Annotated in this window: 19 protein-coding genes; 8 read left to right on the top strand and 11 right to left on the bottom strand. The window is 65.2% G+C overall.

What is annotated here, in order from left to right:
• Window positions 1-71: 71 nt before the first annotated feature.
• The 3 genes from LLJ08_RS00410 (at window position 72) to LLJ08_RS00400 (ending at window position 3,594) form a co-directional block, all read left to right on the top strand.
• Window positions 72-1,025, top strand: a complete 954-nt coding sequence (locus LLJ08_RS00410; protein WP_228207931.1) for a TAXI family TRAP transporter solute-binding subunit — start codon at window positions 72-74, stop codon at window positions 1,023-1,025.
• Window positions 1,026-1,162: 137 nt separating this feature from the next.
• A complete protein-coding gene (locus LLJ08_RS00405) occupies window positions 1,163-3,190 on the top strand; it encodes a TRAP transporter permease (RefSeq protein ID WP_228207930.1) in 2,028 nt (675 codons plus the stop codon).
• Window positions 3,187-3,594, top strand: coding sequence for a DUF1850 domain-containing protein (locus tag LLJ08_RS00400; protein ID WP_003281867.1), 408 nt, complete (start codon window positions 3,187-3,189; stop codon window positions 3,592-3,594). The genes LLJ08_RS00405 and LLJ08_RS00400 overlap by 4 nt, the downstream gene beginning before the upstream one ends.
• Window positions 3,595-4,612: 1,018 nt before the next feature.
• Here LLJ08_RS00400 and LLJ08_RS00395 read toward each other — a convergent pair.
• From LLJ08_RS00395 to LLJ08_RS00385, 3 genes are all read right to left on the bottom strand, one after another.
• Window positions 4,613-5,332, bottom strand: coding sequence for a ferritin-like domain-containing protein (locus tag LLJ08_RS00395; protein WP_041013856.1), 720 nt, complete (start codon window positions 5,330-5,332; stop codon window positions 4,613-4,615).
• A gap of 10 nt (window positions 5,333-5,342) precedes the next feature.
• Window positions 5,343-6,512 carry a hypothetical protein gene (locus LLJ08_RS00390; RefSeq protein WP_042925849.1) on the bottom strand — a complete coding sequence of 390 codons (1,170 nt, stop codon included), beginning with the start codon at window positions 6,510-6,512 and terminating at the stop codon, window positions 5,343-5,345.
• 216 nt (window positions 6,513-6,728) lie between these two features.
• On the bottom strand, window positions 6,729-7,787 hold the full coding sequence (locus LLJ08_RS00385) for an aminopeptidase (RefSeq protein WP_228207929.1): 1,059 nt from the start codon (window positions 7,785-7,787) through the stop codon (window positions 6,729-6,731).
• 142 nt (window positions 7,788-7,929) lie between these two features.
• Between LLJ08_RS00385 and LLJ08_RS00380 the strand changes: the two genes are divergently transcribed.
• The 4 genes from LLJ08_RS00380 (at window position 7,930) to LLJ08_RS00365 (ending at window position 11,380) form a co-directional block, all read left to right on the top strand.
• Window positions 7,930-8,355: a PA0061/PA0062 family lipoprotein gene (locus LLJ08_RS00380; protein ID WP_228207928.1), complete on the top strand. Its 426-nt coding sequence runs from the start codon at window positions 7,930-7,932 to the stop codon at window positions 8,353-8,355.
• Window positions 8,356-8,448: 93 nt separating this feature from the next.
• Window positions 8,449-8,865 carry a PA0061/PA0062 family lipoprotein gene (locus LLJ08_RS00375; protein ID WP_023446384.1) on the top strand — a complete coding sequence of 139 codons (417 nt, stop codon included), beginning with the start codon at window positions 8,449-8,451 and terminating at the stop codon, window positions 8,863-8,865.
• Between the two features lie 40 nt (window positions 8,866-8,905).
• Window positions 8,906-9,904 (top strand): LLM class flavin-dependent oxidoreductase, encoded by a 999-nt coding sequence (locus tag LLJ08_RS00370; protein WP_228207927.1) that lies wholly within the window; start codon window positions 8,906-8,908, stop codon window positions 9,902-9,904.
• 123 nt (window positions 9,905-10,027) lie between these two features.
• On the top strand, window positions 10,028-11,380 hold the full coding sequence (locus tag LLJ08_RS00365) for a cation:proton antiporter (RefSeq protein WP_228207926.1): 1,353 nt from the start codon (window positions 10,028-10,030) through the stop codon (window positions 11,378-11,380).
• A 20-nt stretch (window positions 11,381-11,400) separates the two neighbouring features.
• Here the strand turns inward: LLJ08_RS00365 and LLJ08_RS00360 are convergent, their stop codons facing one another.
• From LLJ08_RS00360 to LLJ08_RS00335, 6 genes are all read right to left on the bottom strand, one after another.
• Window positions 11,401-11,616 (bottom strand): dodecin, encoded by a 216-nt coding sequence (locus tag LLJ08_RS00360; protein WP_014818555.1) that lies wholly within the window; start codon window positions 11,614-11,616, stop codon window positions 11,401-11,403.
• Window positions 11,617-11,786: 170 nt separating this feature from the next.
• On the bottom strand, window positions 11,787-12,002 hold the full coding sequence (locus tag LLJ08_RS00355) for a KTSC domain-containing protein (RefSeq protein ID WP_044313707.1): 216 nt from the start codon (window positions 12,000-12,002) through the stop codon (window positions 11,787-11,789).
• Window positions 11,999-13,804: an ABC transporter ATP-binding protein gene (locus tag LLJ08_RS00350; protein ID WP_228207925.1), complete on the bottom strand. Its 1,806-nt coding sequence runs from the start codon at window positions 13,802-13,804 to the stop codon at window positions 11,999-12,001. Before LLJ08_RS00350 ends, LLJ08_RS00355 begins: the two co-directional genes overlap by 4 nt.
• Window positions 13,801-14,955 carry a glycoside hydrolase family 1 protein gene (locus LLJ08_RS00345; protein WP_228207924.1) on the bottom strand — a complete coding sequence of 385 codons (1,155 nt, stop codon included), beginning with the start codon at window positions 14,953-14,955 and terminating at the stop codon, window positions 13,801-13,803. Before LLJ08_RS00345 ends, LLJ08_RS00350 begins: the two co-directional genes overlap by 4 nt.
• A 96-nt stretch (window positions 14,956-15,051) precedes the next feature.
• The gene (gene glf / locus LLJ08_RS00340) at window positions 15,052-16,272 is read right to left on the bottom strand and encodes a UDP-galactopyranose mutase (protein ID WP_167362155.1); all 1,221 of its coding nucleotides are present in this window, start codon (window positions 16,270-16,272) and stop codon (window positions 15,052-15,054) included.
• The gene (locus LLJ08_RS00335) at window positions 16,260-17,444 is read right to left on the bottom strand and encodes a glycosyltransferase family 1 protein (RefSeq protein ID WP_228207923.1); all 1,185 of its coding nucleotides are present in this window, start codon (window positions 17,442-17,444) and stop codon (window positions 16,260-16,262) included. The genes glf and LLJ08_RS00335 overlap by 13 nt, the downstream gene beginning before the upstream one ends.
• Before the next feature lie 418 nt (window positions 17,445-17,862).
• Between LLJ08_RS00335 and galE the strand changes: the two genes are divergently transcribed.
• Window positions 17,863-18,924 carry a UDP-glucose 4-epimerase GalE gene (gene galE / locus LLJ08_RS00330; RefSeq protein ID WP_125897385.1) on the top strand — a complete coding sequence of 354 codons (1,062 nt, stop codon included), beginning with the start codon at window positions 17,863-17,865 and terminating at the stop codon, window positions 18,922-18,924.
• A gap of 58 nt (window positions 18,925-18,982) precedes the next feature.
• Here the strand turns inward: galE and LLJ08_RS00325 are convergent, their stop codons facing one another.
• Both LLJ08_RS00325 and LLJ08_RS00320 read right to left on the bottom strand, forming a co-directional pair.
• Window positions 18,983-19,483 carry a DUF3060 domain-containing protein gene (locus tag LLJ08_RS00325; protein ID WP_228207922.1) on the bottom strand — a complete coding sequence of 167 codons (501 nt, stop codon included), beginning with the start codon at window positions 19,481-19,483 and terminating at the stop codon, window positions 18,983-18,985.
• Between the two features lie 303 nt (window positions 19,484-19,786).
• A complete protein-coding gene (locus LLJ08_RS00320; protein WP_228207921.1) occupies window positions 19,787-20,689 on the bottom strand; it encodes a LysR family transcriptional regulator in 903 nt (300 codons plus the stop codon).
• Window positions 20,690-20,736: the final 47 nt, after the last annotated feature.

The raw sequence follows: 20,736 nt of genomic DNA, 5'->3' as shown, positions 1-20,736 counted from the left end.
CGTTCCCGAACGCGGCATCGTCTATCGTCAACATGCTGCGTCAACCAATAAAAACGAAACGGAGATCCACCATGAGACTGACCAAACGCCTGGGCCTGCTCGCTGCCGCTGCGGCCTTCACTGCCAGCACCGCGGCCGTCGCTGCGCCGACCTTCATCAACATCCTCACCGGCGGCACCAGCGGTGTGTACTACCCGATCGGCGTGGCCCTGTCGCAGCAGTACAACAAGATCGATGGCGCCAAGACTTCCGTGCAGGCCACCAAGGCTTCGGTGGAAAACCTCAACCTGCTGCAGGCCGGCCGTGGCGAACTGGCCTTCTCCCTGGGTGACTCGGTTGCCGACGCCTGGAACGGTGTCGAGGACGCCGGCTTCAAGGCTCCGCTCAAGCGCCTGCGCGCCATCGCTGGTACCTATAACAACTACATCCAGATCGTTGCCAGCGAAGAGTCCGGCATCAAGACCCTGGAAGACCTCAAGGGCAAGCGCATCTCCGTCGGCGCGCCGAAGTCCGGCACCGAGCTGAACGCCCGCGCGATCTTCAAGGCCGCCGGTCTGGACTACAAGGACATGGGCCGCGTCGAGTTCCTGCCCTATGCCGAGTCGGTCGAGCTGATCAAGAACCGCCAGCTGGACGCCACCCTGCAGTCCTCGGGCCTGGGCATGGCCGCCATCCGCGACCTGGCCAGCACCATGCCGGTGACCTTCGTCGAGATTCCGGCCGCCGTGGTCGAGAAGATCGAGAGCGACGCCTACCTGCCAGGCGTGATCCCGGCCGGTACCTACGACGGTCAGGATGTCGACGTTCCGACCGTGGCCATCACCAACATCCTGGTCAGCCACGAGAAGGTCTCCGATGAAGTGGCCTACCAGATGACCAAACTGATGTTCGACAACCTGTCGTCGCTGGGCAACGCCCACTCCGCCGCCAAGGACATCAAGCTGGAAAACGCCACCAAGAACCTGCCGATTCCGCTGCACCCGGGTGCCGAGCGCTTCTACAAGGAAGCCGGGGTTCTCAAGTAACCCAGCGCTGACAGACGGGCGGAGCGGGCCCTGCGGCCTGCTCCAGCCCGCATCCTTGTAGCAGCAGGCTTGCCCGCGTTGCCTCGTTGGCAAGCCTGCTTCTACAGGCCCCACCTTGCAGTGAGAGAGTGATTCCCATGAGCGAAAGCCAAGGGCTGCACGCCAGCCCCAGCGAATGGCCGAGGGCGCTGTTCTACGTCGCCCTGCTGTTCTCCATCTATCAGATCGTCACCGCCGCCTTTCACCCGGTGTCCAGCCAGGTGCTGCGCGCCGGTCACGTCGGCTTCCTGTTGCTGCTGGTGTTCCTCTGCTATCCGGCCCGCGGCAACGGCAAGCCGTTCCAGCCAATGGCCTGGCTGCTTGGCCTGGCCGGTTTCGCCACCTTTTTCTACCAGTGGTATTTCGAGGCGGACCTGATCCAGCGCTCCGGCGACATGACCACCACCGACATGGTGGTCGGCCTGACGCTGATCGTGCTGGTCTTCGAGGCCGCTCGCCGGGTGATGGGCATCGCCCTGCCGATCATCTGCGGGCTGTTCCTCGCCTACGGCCTGCTCGGCGAATACCTGCCCGGTGATCTCGCCCACCGTGGCTATTACCTGGACCAGATCGTCAACCAGCTGTCGTTCGGCACCGAAGGCCTGTACGGCACGCCGACCTACGTTTCGGCGACCTACATCTTCCTGTTCATCCTGTTCGGCTCGTTCCTCGAGCAGGCGGGGATGATCAAGCTGTTCACCGACTTCGCCATGGGCCTGTTCGGCCACAAGCTCGGCGGCCCGGCCAAGGTGTCGGTGGTGTCCTCGGCGCTGATGGGCACCATCACCGGTTCCGGCGTGGCCAACGTGGTCACCACCGGCCAGTTCACCATTCCGCTGATGAAGCGCTTCGGCTATCGCCCGGCCTTCGCCGGCGGCGTCGAGGCCACTTCCTCGATGGGCAGCCAGATCATGCCGCCGGTGATGGGCGCGGTGGCCTTCATCATGGCCGAGACCATCAACGTGCCCTTCGTCGAGATCGCCAAGGCCGCGCTGATTCCGGCGCTGCTGTACTTCGGCTCGGTGTTCTGGATGGTCCACCTGGAAGCCAAGCGCGCCGGCCTCAAGGGCCTGCCGAAGGACGAGTGCCCGAGTGCCTGGGCCGCAGTGAAGGAACGCTGGTACCTGCTGATTCCGCTGCTGGTGCTGGTCTGGCTGCTGTTCTCCGGACGCACGCCGATGTTCGCCGGCACCATCGGCCTGGCGCTGACGGCGATCGTCATCCTCGGCTCGGCGATCATCCTCAAGGTGTCGTCGTTCGGCCTGCGCATCGCCTTCTGGATCGCCCTCGGCCTGCTCTGCGCCGGCTTCTTCCAGCTCGGCATCGGGGTGATCTTCGCGGTCATCGCCGCGCTGGTGGTGGTCTGCTGGTTCATCAAGGGCGGCCGCGACACCCTGGTCATCTGCCTGCACGCACTGGTCGAAGGTGCGCGCCATGCGGTGCCGGTGGGTATCGCCTGCGCCCTGGTCGGCGTGATCATCGGCATCGTTTCGCTGACCGGCGTGGCCTCGACCTTCGCCGGCTACATCCTCGCCGTCGGCGAGAACAACCTGTTCCTCTCGCTGCTGCTGACCATGCTGACCTGCCTGGTGCTGGGCATGGGCATCCCGACCATTCCCAACTACATCATCACCAGCTCGATCGCCGCGCCCGCGCTGCTCGACCTGGGCGTGCCGCTGATCGTCTCGCACATGTTCGTCTTCTACTTCGGCATCATGGCCGACCTGACTCCGCCGGTGGCGCTGGCCTGCTTCGCCGCCGCGCCAATCGCCAAGGAGAAGGGCCTGAAGATCAGCATGTGGGCCATCCGCATCGCCATCGCCGGTTTCATCGTGCCGTTCATGGCGGTGTACAACCCGGCTCTGATGATGCAGGGCGGCGACTGGGGCGCCACGCTGTACATGCTGTTCAAGGCCGCCTTCGCCATCGGCCTGTGGGGCGCGGTGTTCACCGGCTACCTGCAGCGGCCCATGGCACTGTGGGAGAAGCTGCTGGGCTTCGTCGCCGGTGCGGCGATGATCCTCGCCACACCGATGAGTGACGAGATCGGCTTTGCCCTCGGCGCGATCTTCCTCGCTCAGCACATCTGGCGCGCCCGCCGCGCCGAGCGTCTGGCGGCCGCATGATCGGTCTGTGCCTGGGGTTGGCAGGTGTGGTGTGGGCCGAAGTGCCCGCCCCCGCCTTTACCCTGGCGTGGAACCACACGATCGAGAAGATCCGCTGGGAAGAGGATTACCGCGTGACGCCGGACGGGCTGCTGCTCGGCGAAGCGCGGGTCAAGGGTTCTGGTGCCGGGATGGAAATCCCGGATGACGCCGAACTGCGCGACGGGGCCTGGCACTACCAGCGCCAGATGCCTGCGTTGCCACTCCTGCGCCTGGGGCGAACCCCCGAGGCAGGGGATTACCAACTGTGTTTTGACCAGCGTTGCCACGCGATGAGCGAATGGCTAGGCCCGCCACAAGCGGACCAGCCGGCGCTGGAAGTCTGGGGCTGTACCGTGCAAACGGCGAGTGTCGGGAACGATTGACCGGCTCGCCGGTGATCGTTGAAGAGGGGTGTTCGCGCAGGCGGCACCCCTTTTTCTTTGGTTCTTCGTTAGGTTCGAGGGAGTAGCAGCGATGGCTGCTTGGATGGATGCAGGTTCAGATCGCATAGCCATTTTCGAGCTGCTTGGAAGCTTGGTTTCGCCCTGCTGGGCGACCTACTTTTTCCAGTCGCGCCTGCCCGGCCGGAAAAAAAGTAAGCAAAAACGCTTGCCCCTCCATCCGGACTGGGCGTCCCCGGTTCGCTGCGCTCGACTTCCCTCGTTCCATCGCCGCTCCGGGGGCCGGCGTACAAGGGCCATCCATGGCCCTTTATCGCGGGGACGCCTAGTCCTCTCGCGGCATTCATGCCGCTCACTCCCCTACGCAACGATTGCACTCGGCCTCCTGAAAGGGGCGAATGGTGTCGCCTGATGACTTTTGCGCAAGAAACCAAGCAAAGAAAAGAAAAGCGGATGATTGTGCCGTAGGGATTTGTCGCGTCCTCAATGGAGAGTGCGAGGGCTGGGCCCACGTGTAGGAATTTGGAGCTTTGAAGCCATCAGCGACCACTTAAACGCCGAACATCTGTTCTGCTTGCACGGTCCGCCAGGCGGCTCAAGCGCCCCATCAGGAGGGTGAGTGGAATCGGTGCGTAAGGGGGTGAGCCGCAGGGATGCGGCGAAAGGCTTAAAGGGCCATGGATGGCCCTTGTAAGCCGACCCCTGAAGCAGCGATGGAGCGAACGAACCCCGCGCGAAGCGCGGGGCCGGATGGCGGGGCAAGACTTTTTGGTTCCTTTTGGGGCGACTGCCAAAAGGAACTCGCCCAGCAGGGCGAAACCAAACTCCCAAGCACCTCGCCAATCGGGAAGAGCTGAAGCCGTTCATTCACCGCATGCTATCCGCCAGTCCGGCGCCAATACTCCCTTCTCAAAACGGCGAGGTAGCCCTTCCCCCGCCCATAAAAAAAGGCGCACATCCCTCTCGGTGATGTGCGCCAAAGCGTCCCGCTCGCACGCTATTACTTGGTCTGCATGATCAGATCCCGCCGCATCAGCGTCTTGATCTTCACCAGATGGTCGTCTTCCTGAGTCTTCGCATGAACGAAGCTATCGGCGATGTTCGGATGACCGGCCGCCTGCGCCAGTTCGATCAGCAGTTCCCAGGCGGCGTTGTCCGCCAGCTCGGCCGTCAGCAGTGCGTTCATGCACTGCGCGACGTTGGTCCGCGGATCGGTCAGCACCTGCATGATGCCCATCGCCATGACCCCGGCGACATCCGCGCTCGGCGTCTGCGCGGTGGGGTCGGCGCCGAGTTTTTCCATAGCCGCATGCACCAGCATCATGTGCTCGAACTCTTCGTCGCGGATGTGCTGCAGCACGCCCACCAGATCGTTGCCCGAGTCCAGGTTGCGCGCCTTGGCGATCATCGCCTCGTACAGGCGCACGCCGTTGCGTTCGAAGGCCAGGCGCTCGCCGAGCTTGTCGATGAACACCTCGGGGCTCTTGCCCTTCATCATGTCGAAGCTGGTCTTGAGCATGCCCTTGGCCGAGCCGGGCACCGGCACGGAGCCGATGCGGTCGGCCTCTTCGTTGCGTTCGGCACGCTCGACGAGCATGCCGCGCTCATCTCCCGGCACGTCCGGGTGGATGTCGTTGACGGCATCGAGCAGGCGCTTGGTGTCCTTCGGGGACATCTGCACGCCGGTGTAATTGGTACCTACTTTCGCTGCAGTAGCCATGTTCGTCTCCTCAGGAAGCCTTGCGCATCAGTTCGCCACCCGGCGCCCACTGGTAACCCGCCGAGACGATGTCCGAGGCGAGCCCTTCCGAGGCGAGGTGGTTGCGGTAATCGAGCGAGGACTGCGGCTCCTTGGCCTTGTCCACATAGGCCGGGCCAGCAGTGCGCAGGTTGACCTCGGCGGCCAGCACCTGGCGAACGAAATCGCGCTGGCTCTTGAACTCGACCATCTTCGGCAGCGGGCCGGCGAGAATCTCGGCCGGGTCGCGGCGCTCGAGCTTCTTGAACCATTCGCAGGCGACGTTGAGGTGGCCCAGCTCGTAGTCGAGGAAGCGCTCCCACATGGCCTTGATCCGCGGGTTGGTCTCCTGCTCGGCGCAGCTGGCGTACATGTAGACCTCCATCGCCTCGTGCACCAGCCACTTCTCGATATGGCTTTCGCTGGGGTCGGATAGCGAGCCGTACTGGGTCACGTGCTGCTCTTCCACCGAGGCGATCTCGGCATACAGCTGGCGCGCCAGCGGGTCGGCGAACAGCGGGCCGATGTTCATGTAGTAGTCGTGCGTCTGGTATTCCGCGCCGGTGATCAGTGCCGCGTGGATCTTGGTGATCAGCGCGGCGCTGTCCTTCTCGTAGTTGTCGCGGATGTCGTTCTCCGGGTGCCGGTGGTGCTCGGAGGTCTTGCGGCCGGGAACGATGTCGGTATAGCCCTGCAGGATGTTGTTGGCATCCTTGCCCTCGAGGCGATCGAGCATCGCCGAGTAGCGGTACAGGTGGTCGAAGTCCTCCAGCAAGCCGAAGCGATAGGTCTGCGCCTGGTAGGGGTCGGGCTCGTTCTGTGCCACGGCCGCGGTCACCTCGATGGCGACCTGCTCGTAGGCGACGGTGGTTTCCAGTGGCGAGTGGTCGGCGCCGATCAGCCAGTTGATCATGGTCGCCTGGTGCTGCTCGGTACGCCGGATCTGCGCCAGCGGCAGGCGCAGTTCCTTGTTGAAGCGGGCGATGCCGTGACTCAGGCGCAGGGCGTCGGTCTCGACCCCGTTCATGAGGATGATGCGGACACGGGTAAAGGCATCGTCATCGAGCTTGCTGATCGGCTTGCCGGCCATTTCCTTCCATGTGAATTTCTGCTTCTCCAGTGGTGTGCCTTTGTTGTCGAAAATTCCGGAAATGGTCTCCATGGAGCCTCCGTTGTTATGCGTGGATATCAGGCATAGGTGGATCGCCGCCGTATGAATCGGCGACCTAGTAAAGAGGACCGGAGAGCTGGAGAAAGGATTCGCACCGTTCAGCGGACAGAGTTATCGCAGCCGATGAACGGCAGATCGGAGATTTTCGACGCAAGAGCCATAACGGCGCGTAACGCCCACGGCAACAGGGCGCGCCGTTTCGCTTGTTCAGTCAGCCAGTTTCGAAAGCCGGGCTTCCCGCTCGTCGGCAGGCAGTTCCGTTAGCTCCGCAACCGCCTGGTGAAAGCGCGCCCAGTCCCGCTCGCACCGCTCGAACAGAGCAGCAAAGGCCGGTACCCAGCGGTCATACAGGCCGAACGGCAACAGCGTGGCGTTGTTCAGTGGCTGGGCGAACCAGCGATCGTAGCGCCTATCGCCGTTCCACTGGCTGTCACGCAGATGTCGATAGCGCTGACGCAGCGTCGCGAACGCGGCCTGCTTCAGCGCGCGCAATTCGGTTGGCGAGCGGCCCGAGGCATACAGCTGGTCCAGCCGCTGGCGGGTATCGAGTAGCAGCTCAACCAGTTGCCGATAACGCACCCGCGCCTGTTCATCCCGCTGAGGCAGGTCGCGATGGGCACGCCACTGGCGCAGGCCCTCGCCCTCGACGAAGGTGGCGTAGGACTCGTTGAATGCGGTGTCGCCGGGCAGATACAGCTGCTGATGAGCCAGTTCGTGGAAGATCAGCGCCGCCAGCTGCTCGTCGTTGCGCCGCAGCATCGAACTGAGCAGCGGATCGGCGAACCAGCCCAGCGTGGAATAGGCCTCGACACCCGCCACATGGGTATCCAGCCCGCTCAGCCGCAGCCGCGCCGCCTCGCCGCGGGCGGCACCCTGGCGGAAGTAGCCGCGATAGGCCACGCAGCCGGCGATGGGAAAGCAGTGCTCCAGCGGCTTGACCGAGAACTCCTCGGTGGCGAACAGATTCCACACCACATAGGGCCGACCGAGTTCGGCGTACAGCCGATAGCTGTCGTTGTCCGGCAACTCCAGCGCCTGGCTGGCGAAGCGACGCGCCTGCAACACCTCGCCCAGCCGTTGGCGCAACGCCGCATCGCGCGACTCATCGACGATCAGCGCCTCGATGGGTTCGCGCTGGCGCAGCAACTCCAGCTGGCCGGCGGCGAGCTGGCCGTAATAACTGCAACCATTCAGACAGACGGCAAGCAGCAGGGGAACCCAGCGCAGGCTGCGGCTGTCGATGGAGGCGGCGTTGGGCTTGGGCATCGGGTTTTCGCTCGGTGGTCGGGCTGGCGCCGGCGTGCGTAGCGCACCCTACAAAGGCCGTGCTGCCGATTGCAACCTGCGGCAGCCTATGACGCCCAATCGAACCCTTGCCGGCCCATGATCACCGGCTGGAGCCTTGTACATGCGCGGTTTCCTTCTCGTCACCCTGCTCGCCAGCCTGGCCGGCTGCTCCATGTGGATGCCCAAGTCCGATCCCGAGCAGGCCTGGATCGAGCTCAACCCGAACGGCGAAACCCAGCTGCAGGCGGTGGCCGTGGATGGCAAGACACTGGAAGACGACCGCTATTTCCAGGTCCAGCCTGGCAGCCGCATGCTGGAGATGCGCTACCGCTTCGAGGTCAATGGCGCCAATGTCGGCCCCGGCAGCAACCCGCTGCCGCGCGACTGCAAGCTGACCCTGGAATACGACAAGTTCACCGCCGGCGCACGCTATCGCCTGGTGGCCGGCGGCTATGGCTTCCGGCCCTGGGCCAAGCTCTACGACCAGCACCAGTACGTGCTGGCCCGCGCCGAGGAAAAGGGCTGCGGCGACCTCGCCGGCCGCTGAGTCCGCGTTGAAATGCGCCGTCATCTGGCGCACCCTCGGCAGCATCGGTGAGGCGCAGCGCGTCTCACCCCGCCATTCGCCGAGGATCCAGCCATGCGTCGCGCACTCCCCCTCGCCCTGCCCGCCCTTCTCGCCCTGGCCGGCTGCGCCGGGCCATTGCCGCAACCCGACCCGAACATGGCCTGGGTCGACATGACCGCGCAGCCCAGCGACATCTTCATGTCCGACCAGCTGGACGGCAAACGCACCCCCGACGGCCGTTATTTCCAGGTCCCGCCGGGCGCCCATGAACTCGAAGCGCGCTACGAATTCGAAGTGACAGGGGGCGACTTCGGCCTGTTCGGCGAAACCCACACCATTCGCTGCACCCTGGTGATCCGCTACGACGACTTCCAGCCCGGCCAGCGCTACCTGTTCCAGGCCCGCTCGCTGGGTTTCACCCCGCAAGGCTGGTTGCGCGACGAACAGCGCAACGTGCTGGTCGAGGCAGAGGCCGAGCACTGCCACTGAGCGCGCTCGCACCCGACCGCCTTACGTCATGAGGTAAACGATGTCCCGCATTGCAAACACCCGCTTCTCCGCTCTCGACCTGGCGCCGATCCGCGACGACGGCACGCCGGCCCAGGCGCTGCACAATGCCGTGGCCTTGGCGCGCCATGTCGAGGGGCTTGGCTTCCAGCGCTTCTGGGTCGCCGAGCACCACAATATGGACGGCATCGCCAGCGCTGCCACCGCGGTGTTGCTCGGCTACCTGGCCGCCAACACCACGCGCATCCGCCTCGGCGCCGGTGGGGTGATGCTGCCGAATCACGCGCCGCTGGTGATCGCCGAGCAGTTCGGCACGCTGGAAGCGCTCTACCCGGGCCGCATCGACCTCGGTCTCGGTCGCGCGCCCGGCGCCGATCAGTTCACCGCCCATGCGCTGCGCCGCGACCGCATGGGCAGCGCCGACGACTTCCCGCAGGACGTAGAGGAGCTGGAGCTGCTGCTCGGTCCGCGCCAGCCCAACCAGCGCGTCATCGCCATGCCCGGCGTCGACAGCAACATACCGATCTGGCTGCTCGGCTCCAGCCTGTTCAGTGCCCAGCTGGCCGCGGCCAAGGGCCTGCCCTACGCCTTCGCCTCGCACTTCGCGCCGCGCTACATGCACCAGGCGATCAAGCTCTACCGAGACAACTTCAAGCCTTCGGCGGTGCTCGACAAGCCCTACGTGATGCTCGGCGTACCACTGATCGCCGCCGACAGCGACGAGCACGCCGAGTACCTGGTGACCAGCGTCTACCAGCGCATCCTCTCGCTGATCCGCGGCCAGAGCCTGGTGCTGCGCCCGCCGGTGCAAAGCATGCAGGGCCTGTGGCTGCCGCATGAGCAGCAGGCCGTGGGCGACTTCCTCGGCCTGGCGCTGATCGGCGGCCCGGAGAAGGTTCGCGCGCGTCTCGACGTACTGCTCGAGCAAACCCAGGCCGACGAGCTGATCTTCACCTGCGACCTCTACGAAACCGCCGACCGCCATCGCGCCTTCGAGATCGTCGCCGAGCTGCGCCAGTAGAAAGCCGGCCGCTGCCCTGACCGGCGGCGGCCTACCTCGGCCCTGTCGGCGAACCCTGCCGCCGGGCACCGCTCCAATGGCACACACCCCTGGGCGCAACCGCGCCCCGCCATCGGAACACGCATGAATTTTCTCGAATGGATGGCCGTACTCGGCGTCCTGCTGCTGATCCTCGCCCTCGCCTCGGCCTACCTGCGCTGGCTGCCGATCACCACGTCGCTGATCTACCTCGGTTTCGGCGTGCTCATCGGCCAGCTCGGCATCGGTCTGTGGGAGATGGAGTTCCTGCATATCGCCGGCTGGATGCAACACCTCACCGAAGTAGCGGTGCTGGTGTCGCTGTTCGTCAGCGGCCTCAAGCTGCGCATGCCGCTCAGGCACCCGGCGTGGAAGAGCGCCTATGTACTGGCCGGGCCGGTGATGCTCGCCTGCATCGGCGGCGTCACCTTGCTCTGTTACTACGTGTTCGGCCTGAGCTGGGGTGTCGCGGTGCTGATCGGGGCGATTCTTGCGCCCACCGATCCGGTGCTGGCGAGCCTGGTGCAGGTCAATGATGCCCGCGACAGCGACCGCCTGCGCTACGGCCTGTCCGGTGAAGCGGGCTTCAACGATGGCACCGCGTTTCCCTTCGTGGTCTTCGGCCTGATGCTCATCGCCCAGGGCCAGCTGGAAGCCGACTGGGTCGGCGAGTGGGCGCTGCATCGGCTGCTATGGGCGGTGCCGGCTGGGCTACTGATCGGCTTTCTGCTGGGCAAGCTGGTCGGCCGCGTGGCGATCTACCTGCGCGCACGCCACACCGATACCGCCATGTCGCCCAACGATTCGCTGGCCTTGGCGCTGATCGCGCTGGCCTACGTCGGCGCCGAGCTGGCCGGTGCCTGGGGCTTTCTCGCCGTGTTCGCCGCGGGCCTCGGCCTGCGCCATGCGGAAATGGCCGCCGCCGATGATTCGGAGACGCCGTCCGAAGAGCTGATCAACGATGCCGTGCCGCATCTTGCCGAAGGGGGTCTAGCGCCGCGCGCGCTGTCACTGGATGACCGACAGCTCGGACAACCGCGGGTCGCCGCGGGCGTGCTGATGGGCGATGTACTGGCGTTTGGCGGACAACTGGAGCGCAGCCTGGAAGTGCTGCTGGTGACCATGCTCGGGGTGCTGGTCTCGGTGCACTGGGACTGGCGTGCGGTGCCGCTCGGCCTGGCGCTGTTCCTGCTGATTCGGCCGCTGAGCGTGATGCTGCTGATGCCGCGGCGCTACCTCGACCGCGCCCAGAGCCTGACGGCCGGCTGGTTCGGCATTCGTGGCATCGGCAGCCTGTACTACCTGAGCTACGCGGTGACCCACGGCCTGCTGCCGGACGAAACGCATACGATCATCGGCCTGGTGTTATCGGTCGTAGCGCTGAGCATCGTGTTGCACGGGCTCAGCACCCAGCCGCTGCTGCGTCGCTACGAACGCAGCCGCGCTGCCGCCGACTGAACGGCGGCCGCGCGTGGCGATCAGCTGTTTTCGAGTCGGAAGCCGACCTTCATGGTCACCTGGAAGTGCCCGACCTTGCCGTTCTCGACGTGGCCGCGAATCTCGCCAACCTCGAACCACTCGACGTTCTGCAGCTTGCTGCTGGCTTCGGCGATGCCGTTCTGAATTGCTTCGTCGACGCTGTTGCGCGAGGAGCCGACAATTTCAATCTTCTTGTACGTGTGATGATCCGACATTGAACAATCCCCTTCTGGTCTGAAGAGCCTCCGCTCGGTAATGACGCGTCCTGTTGATTGAGGCCCGCAGAGCGCCCCGGAAGTTCAGCGGAACGGTCGATCCGCCGATGGCGGGCGGCGAATCACCCTGGTGGATAACGCGCAGCTTATCCACGCGGTTCCCGGCACGATCACTCCACGCGCCGATAGCGGTAATGCTGCGGCTTGAACACCTGATTGAAATGCCGACCCAGCGAATCGGCTTCGAGCAAGGCCTGCACCGCATCGGGCGGGACCTCTTCATAGCGGTACAGCGCGCCGCTGCTGAATTCCACTTCCAGCACTTGCTGCTCGGGGTCGTAGCCAAGCGAGCGCAGGCTGCGCGAGGTCACCGCCGCGCGTTTCATGCGCTGGGATCGGCTTGCTGGGCGAAGCCGTCGGCCTGCATGCGCCACAGCGCATCGAACTCACCGCCGTGGCGGCGCAGCTCCTGCGGCGGGCCGTCTTCGACGATGCGGCCGTCACGCAGCACGATGATGCGGTCGAAGCTCGCAAGCGTGGACAAGCGGTGCGCCACCGCGACCACGGTGCGGTTGTGCACCAGCAGGTTGAGTGCCGCCTGGATCTCGCCCTCGGACTGGGTATCCAGCGCCGAGGTCGCTTCGTCGAGGATCAGGATCGGTGCGTCCTTGAGGAATGCGCGGGCGATACCCAGGCGCTGGCGCTGGCCGCCGGAAAGCATCACGCCGCGCTCGCCGACCAGGGTGTCGTAACCCTGCGGCAGTTCGCGGATGAAACCGTCGCAGAAGGCACTGCGCGCCGCCTCGACCACTTCCTCGTCGCTGGCGTCCGGGCGGCCGTAGCGGATGTTCTCGCGGATGCTGCGGTTGAACAGCGCGGTTTCCTGCGGCACCACGGCGATCTTCTCGCGCAGGCTATCCTGGCTGACGCTGCGGATGTCCTGGCCGTCGATGAGGATGCGCCCGTCCTGCACGTCATCGAGGCGCTGGATGAGGTTGATCAGGGTCGACTTGCCGGCCCCGGACGAGCCCACCACACCGACCTTCTGCCCCGCCGGAATGTGCAGGTCCAACCCCTCGAACACGGCGCCGCGATCCGGGTAGCTGAAGCTGATGCGCTCGAAGGTGATGTCGCCTTCGGCCAGCATCAGCTGGTTGTCGCTGTCGTCCAGGCCATGGGGCTGGACGATGATGCGCAGGGTGTCGTCGATGGCACCGATCTGCTGCGTGGCATCCACCAGCGCCAGCGCCAGATCCCGCGAGCCATGCAGGATGCGAAAGGTCAGCGCGCTGACCAGCACCACGTCGCCGGCCGTGACCTCGCCACCTACCCACAGCTGGATCGCCCAGATCAGCATGCCGCCAGCCATCACCGACAGGCAGATGTCGTGCATCACCCGGGCCTTTTCCAGGTACATCCAGCTGCGCCGCTGGGCACGGGCTTCGAAGCCGATCTCGTGGGCCAGGCGTTCGGCCTCGCGATCACGGGCGGAGAAGGCCTTGATGGTCCAGACGTTGGAGACTGCATCCACCAGCTCGCCGCCGACCCGTGCCGATTGCGCGGCGAAGCGCTGATGCTTGTAGCGACCACGAATACCGAACCCGGTGATCAAAACGGCGACGATGGCGACGAAGATGATCAGCGCCACGGCCATGCGCACGTCCACCGTGAGCAAAACCACCACGGCGCCGAGAAAGTCGACGATCGGCGGCACGATCTTCCAGGCCAGCCCGCCGTAGATGGCGCCAGCCGCCTGGCCAACGGCAGAGATGCGATTGCCCAGCGAGCCGGCGAAATGCTCGGTGAAATAACGCATCGGGTGGCCGGTCAGGTGCTTGAACAGGTCGACGCGGATATCCACCACGCTGGCGACCACGGTGCGGCAGCCGAGCCAGCCGCCCAGGCGCCAGAACACGTTCTCGGTGACGATCAGGCCGATGAACAGCCCCAGCGGCCACCAGACGTTGGCCGCGCCGCGATCCGCAGTGCCCTGGGCCATCGCATCGACCAACAATTTCATGCCGTACTGCACCGCCACCGCGCAGCTGGCGGCACCGATGATCAGCGCCAGCAGGCCACCGAAATGCCAGGGCCGGGCGCAGATGTAATGCCAGAGAAAGGCCACCGGGCGGCTGGGTAGCGGCAGCTCGTCCGGCTTGGCCTGAGGCACGGCGGCCGCCTGGTTCATGGCATGGCTTCGGCTAGCTGTAGAGTCGGGCTGGAGTGGCTGAAACGCATCTGCTGCAGCCGCAGTTCGTCGGCCAGCCCTTCATGCACGCAGCGCTTGCCGTTTTCGTCGGGAAAGCCGAACAGCCCGACCGGGCAGTGCCGCTCATCGGTCCAGCCCGGGTAATCCAGCACCGGATACAGGCAGATGCCCTCCACCGGCACCCCGGCCTGCATCGCCAGACCCGCCTGCTCGCTGACGTACCGCAGCCAGTCCCCGCGCACGTCGCCTTCGGCGCCGGTTTCGGCAATCAGCAACGGCCTCCCATAACGCTGATGGATTTCCCGCAGGATGCCCTTGAATGGTCGGTAGTCCGGGTTGTCGCGCTCGATGGTACGGCCATCACCGTGGTACCACTGGTTGTTCGAGTAGTAGTTGATGCCGAGCACGTCGAGGTACTCCGGCGCGCCGCCAAGCCCCGGCCATTGCTCGCCGCAGAGCATGTCCCAGGCCTCGAACTGCGATTGGCGGAAGCGCTCGGCGTCGCGCTGCGGGCCGGGCCGGTCGTTGGCCGCGACCACATGGATGGCCGGATCGACCTGGACGAAGCGCGCCCGTGGCTCGACCGCGCGGATCGCCTGCATCGCGGCGATGGTGGCGCGCACCAGCTGGTGCTTGAGTTCGAAACCACGGCCGCGGGCCATCGGATTGAAATAGGCCTCGTCGCCACCGGCCCAGGCCCAGAAGGAGATCTCGTTGAGCGGCGCGTAGAACGGCACCTCAGCGGTCTCGTCCTTGATCAGCTGCGCGGCCGCAGCGGCATAGCGGGCGAAGCGCTCGACGAACTGCGGCCGCCAGATGTCGATGTCGTCCGGCCAGCCGTAATGGCACAGATCCCAGATCACTTGGGTACCCTGGCGCTGCGCCGCCTGCAGCATGGGCAGGAAGCTCGACCAGTCGTACTGCCCCGGCTGGCGCTCGATCAGGTGCCAGCGCAGACCGTCGCGCACGCTGTGCAGGCCGTGGCGGTGCAGCTCGGCATAGTCGTGCGCGGCCCAGCGGTCGTGCCCGGTCGCGGCGATCAGATCGAGACGCCGACCGTCGCTGCGCCGGTGGTTGGAACACTCGAAACCACCAAGGAAGAAACTCTTTAACAGACTGGGGTGGTGCATCGTTTACCTCATGGATGACTCGCTACGGCCGGGCAGCAGCCGAGCGGCACTGGCCTGCCGTGTGGCGACAGGCTCATGCATAACGACCGTCTGGCTTCAGCCGAGTTGCTCGGGCACCGCTTGCGGCTGCGTTGCCAGCTCGGCTTCCTCGATGCGCTTGTACAGCGCCAGCGCCTGCCCGACTACCTGATCCATGTTGTAGTACTTGTAGGTGCCGAGGCGGCCGACGAAGGTCACGCCGGGCGTCTGGTCCGCCAGCTGCTGATAGCGCTTGTACAGCTCGGCGTTCTCCGGCCGCGGGATCGGGTAGTAGGGATCGCCCTCCGCCGAGGGGTACTCGTAGGTGATGCTGGTCTTCGGATGGGCCTGCCCGGTGAGGTGCTTGTACTCGCTGATGCGCGTGTAGGGCACATCCTCGCTCGGGTAGTTGACCGTACCTACCGCCTGGAACTGCGCCTGCTCGAGCTGCTTGTGCTCGAATTTCAGCGAGCGGTACGGCAGCTTGCCGAAGCGGTAATCGAAGTATTCATCGATGGGGCCGCAGAAGATCAGGTGGTCGTACTGAACCTCGTCGCGGATCTCGCGGTAGTCCGTGTTGATCATCACCTTGATGTTCGGATGCGCCAGCATCTTCTCGAACATCTTGGTGTAGCCGTACTTGGGCATCTGCTGGAAGGTATCGGTGAAGTAGCGGTCGTCGGTGTTGGTGCGCGTGGGGATGCGCGAAGTCACCGACTTGTCCAGCTGCGACGGGTCCAGTCCCCACTGCTTGCGGGTGTAGCCGCGGAAGAACTTCTGGTACAGCTCGCGGCCGATGCCGTTGATCACCACGTCTTCGCTGGTCTGGATGTTCTCCACCGGCTCGGCACGGCTGGCGAGGAAATCTGCCGCTTCCTCTTCGGTGGTCATGTTCAGACCGTAGAGCCTGTTCAGCGTGGTCATGTTGATCGGGATTGGTACTTCCTGCCCGTCCACTTGCGCCAGCACGCGATGCTCATAGGGGCGCCACTCGGTGAACTGCGAGAGGTAGTCGACGATGCGCTGGGCGTTGGTGTGGAAGATGTGCGGGCCGTAGCGATGGATCAGCACGCCGGATTCGTCGTGATAGTCGTAGGCGTTGCCGGCGATGTGCGGGCGCCGGTCGACCACCAGTACGCGCTTGTTCAAACCCCTGGCCAGCCGCTCGGCGAGCACGCTGCCGGCGAAACCGGCACCGACGATCAGGTAATCGAAGCCACGCCTGCGCGCCTGCGGCTCTTCACCGGCACCACCGCCGAGACGTTCCGGGTTGCTGTCTTGCGGGGTCATATCGCGCATTGCATCTTCTCCTTCATCAGGCTCCAGGTGTGGTCCCAGGACATATCACCGAGGATCTCGTCGGCCTTGGCCAACAGCGCATCGCGGTCCTCGGCATCGGCCAGGGCGGCTTCTGTCGCGGCGACGAACGCCTCGGCACTGTCGGCGATGCGCACGATGCCGGTGTCACCGTAGGTGCGCACCACGTCGGTGATCGGCGTGGACACCACCGGGCAACCGCCGGCGAGGTATTCGGGGGTCTTGGTCGGGCTGATGAAGCGGGTCGATTCGTTCAGCGCGAACGGCATGATCGCCACGTCCCAGCCCGACAGGTATTGCGGCAGCTCGTCGTAGGTCTTGCCGCCGAGGTAGTGGATGTTGTCGCGGCGCGGCAGCTCGGCTGGGTCGATCTTGACCACCGGGCCGATCAGCACGATCTGCCATTCCGGCTTCATCCGCGCCACCTGCTCGATCAGCTCGAGATCGAGACGCTCATCGATCACCCCGTAGAACCCGAGGCGCGGATGGGGAATCTCCGCCTGGTCGTCCGGGTCGTGCTGCGGCCGGCGCGCGGCGGCGAAATGCTCGACATCCACGCTGCTGGGGAGCGGATGCGCATTGTCGTGACGCTGGCGCTTGGCTTCATAGAGGCTGTAGCCGCCGGTAAAGACCAGATTGGCGCGACACATCAACTCCACTTCGCGCTCGATCAGCTGCGGTGGCGCACCGCGAAAGGCCGAGAGTTCGTCCATGCAGTCGTAGACGATCAGGTTCGGTGCCAGATGATCGGAGAACGCCAGGCTCATCGGCGTGTAGTACCAGAGCATCAGCTCGCTGACGCCGAGCTTCTCCAGGTAGCCATCGAGCAACTGGCGTTGCACGCGGATCGCCTCGTCCCCCTCGCAACCGGCGGGCAGCCGCGGGATCAGCACCTGCACGCCGTTCTCTTCGGGTCGCACTTCCAGCCAGGGTTCGGCGTCCTCGGTGGGAATGGGTTCTTCGTGGAAGAGCACGTTGTAGTCGCGGGCGAAGCGCGACATCAGGTGCTGCGGGCGCTGGTAGACGAAGCTCCAGCGCAGATGCGAGAGGCACAGCAGCGTCGGGATCTGGTCGTCGAAGGCCACTTCGGCCGGCGCCTGCTGCGCGTTGCGGGATTTACCGATGTCGTACTGGAACGGGCCGGCCCAACTCATGTAGCACCTCATTTCGGTAGCCGTGCCCGGGCGTTCCTGCCCACTCACCATGCCACGTCGATGCCAGCGCTGCCCTGCGTAAGGCGTGTCATCGCGCCACGACTACGAGCCGTCAGATGCCCTGCAACCCGCGTCGTCCGCCGGTAGTGGACGGCAATCGGCGGTTCGGGTTCCCGCCAATCATCCGATAGCGCAGCCCGTCGGCCGTCCGGCGGCTGGATGGAACTCGCCAGAACCTTGCCCCGTCCGTATCAACAGGACGCCTTAACACCGGCACCGGAACCACGCGCGCAGCTCGTCGTCGCCGTCCCGTTCCGTTTCGCCGATTCCAGATTACGGAGACTCATGCAGCGCCATTCACTGGCCAGCCGCAGTGTCCCGAGCGTGTCGAAAAGACAGCGAATGCGGAGGTAGACAGATGATTCTGGTAACAGGAGGGGCCGGCTACATCGGCTCACACGCGGTGCTCGAACTGCTGCAGGCCGGGCATGAAGTGCTGGTGCTGGACAATCTGTGCAACAGCTCGCAGGCCGCTCTGGACCGAGTCGAGCAGCTCGCCGGGCGACCGCTGCAGTTCGTCAGGGGCGATGTGCGCAACCGCTCGCTGCTCAAGGCGCTGTTCGCTGCCTACCCGGTCAGCGCGGTCATGCACTTCGCCGGGCTCAAGGCGGTTGGCGAAAGCGTGCGCGAGCCGCTGCGCTACTACGAAACCAACGTCGGCGGCAGCATCGCGCTGTGCCAGGCGATGGCCGAAGCCGGCGTGTTCAAGCTGGTGTTCAGCTCCTCGGCGACGGTCTACGGTGAATCGCCGGTGATGCCGATCACCGAGGACCGCCCCACCGGGGTGCCGACCAACCCCTACGGCCAGTCCAAGCTGATGGCCGAGAACGTGCTCAAGGGCCTGGCCGATTCCGACCCGCGCTGGTCGATCGGCCTGCTGCGCTACTTCAACCCCATCGGCGCCCACGAGTCCGGGCTGATCGGCGAAGACCCCAACGGCGTACCGAACAACCTGCTGCCCTACATGCTGCAGGTCGCGGTCGGTCGTCGAAAGCAACTGAACGTCTATGGCAACGACTACCCGACCCCGGACGGCACCGGCGTGCGTGACTACATTCACGTGGTCGATCTGGCCAAGGGGCACCTGAAAGCGCTGGAGCGACTGCAGCTGATTCATGGTGTTTCCACGTGGAACCTCGGCACCGGCAAGGGCCACTCGGTACACGAGATGATCACCGCCTTCGAGGAAGTCACCGGGCGCCCCCTGCCCCACGTGATCAAGCCACGCCGCAGCGGCGACATCGCCCAGTGCTGGTCGGACCCGACCAAGGCCGAACAGGAACTCGGCTGGCGCGCCGAGAAAGACCTGACCACCATGCTCGCCGATGCCTGGCGCTGGCAGAGCCGCAATCCGCGCGGTTACGCCGAGGAAAAAGTCGCCGCCGCAGAGATCGCTTCGCAGACCGCCCTGGCCAGCTGAGCCCCGGTCGTGCGGCGAATCGTGCCGCACGACCAATCGCCCGGACGGCGAAGTCCGCCTATCGCCGGTCGATCTGATGACCAGCGCCGGACAAGGACATCGCCGGCTCATCCCCGCTCCACTGCAAGCGGTTGTCGATGCCAGCCACAGTGACCTGCGCCGGGCCGTCGAACACCAGTTCCAGCTCGTGATCAGCGCCTAATACCTCAACGATTGCCGTCTGGCCTCGGCCAAGGATGGTGGTACGGATCTGGTTCTTGTTGGTGTCCACGGTCAGACGGTCGACGGACTTCGCCGTTACGCTGTTTCCGATGCCCGACACTTCCAGCGCAGACGCCTTTTCCAGGCTGATCTCATGGTCTGTCCCGTAGACCTGCACCACACCACAGTCCCCGGTAAGGCTGATCTTGTTGGCATTACCGGAGATGGCCACGTCCTTGCCAAGGCAGGGCACATCCCGTGACAGCTCGATGCCATCCAGTTCGATCGGTTGAGCATGGGCAGCCGCCGCCAACAGTAGGCCGGCCGCGAGCATCGCAGCAGAAGCGCAAGCATTCATTCGCTAAGTCCTTTCTAGGCAGAAGAAGGCATCGGAGAAAACCGCTGCGATCATTGATCGCTCCGCTGCCGTGCGGCGTAGGACTCGATGGCGACGACCGAGTTCAAGCGGCCGCGCGCGCGCGGTCAGGGCGAGTTGCGTCATGCAGCACGCGCAAGTAACCACCCGCTGTTCGCGCCCGAAGCGATCTGCGCTTTCCAATCGCCGCATTCATGCCACCGAACGAACCGCGTCCAAACGATCTCCGCTCTGTGGGAGCGATCTCGATCATGAATAGCCACGCCGATGCTTCCGCCTGGCTCTTTATCCGGGCTTCTGCGCACCGCGCAACTCGTCCCGCAGCCACGCCGCCAGGCGTTCGGCACGCCGATCCAGCCGCCGTGCCGGCACCCAGAGCGCCAGGCGGGCGCTGGTTTCGACGAAACCCCAGGGCGCGAGCAGCCGCCCCGATTTCAGATCGTCGGCGACCAGCTGCTGCGGTGCGATGGCCACGCCCAGCCCGGCCAGTGCCGCTTCCAGGAGGAAGTACAGGTGCTCGAAGCTCTGCCCGAGGCGCAGCTGCGTGGGGTCCAGTTGCTGCCGGCGCGCCCAGCTCGGCCAGGCCTGCGGGCGCGAGGCGGTATGCAACAGCGCTTCGTCGAGCAACGCCGCGGGCGGTGCGCTGCGCAGTTCGGCACAGCGCGGATGGTAGGGGCTGAGCACCGGGCCGATGCGCTCGACGGCCAACTCGAACACCTGCATGTCCGCTGGCCACGGCGGCTCGGCGTACCACAGCGTGGCATCCAGCCCCGGTTTGCGTGGATCCAGCTCGCCCTCGCTGGCGGACAGCTGCAGACGCAGCTCGGGCAGGTCACGATTGAGCCGATCCAGCCGCGGGATGAACCAGCGCGCCAGCAGGCTGCCGGGACAACCGAGGACGAACGGCGCCTCGGCCGTCTGCCGCTGCAGCTCGGCACAGGTGCTGCGCAGGCGCTCGAAGGCCTCGCTGGCGGCATCGCGCAAGCGCACCCCGGCATCGGTGAGTTTTACGCCACGACCTTCCTTGATGAAAAGGCCTATACCCAGCTGCTCCTCAAGCTGCTTGACCTGCCGGCTGACGGCCCCGTGAGTGACATGCAGCTCGCGCGCCGCTTCGCTGACACTACCCAGACGGGCGGCCGATTCGAAGGCGCGCAACGCATTGAGCGGGGGAAGATCCTGAGCCATAAGCGTGAGTTTTCCTGACAGGTCGTGGAGATCTTATCGCTTTTAAC

The sequence above is a fragment of the Stutzerimonas chloritidismutans genome, from assembly GCF_020783375.1.
Taxonomy (GTDB): domain Bacteria; phylum Pseudomonadota; class Gammaproteobacteria; order Pseudomonadales; family Pseudomonadaceae; genus Stutzerimonas; species Stutzerimonas kunmingensis.
The sequence above is the reverse complement of the archived record's forward strand: the minus strand, read 5'-3'. Positions and strand labels throughout refer to the sequence as shown.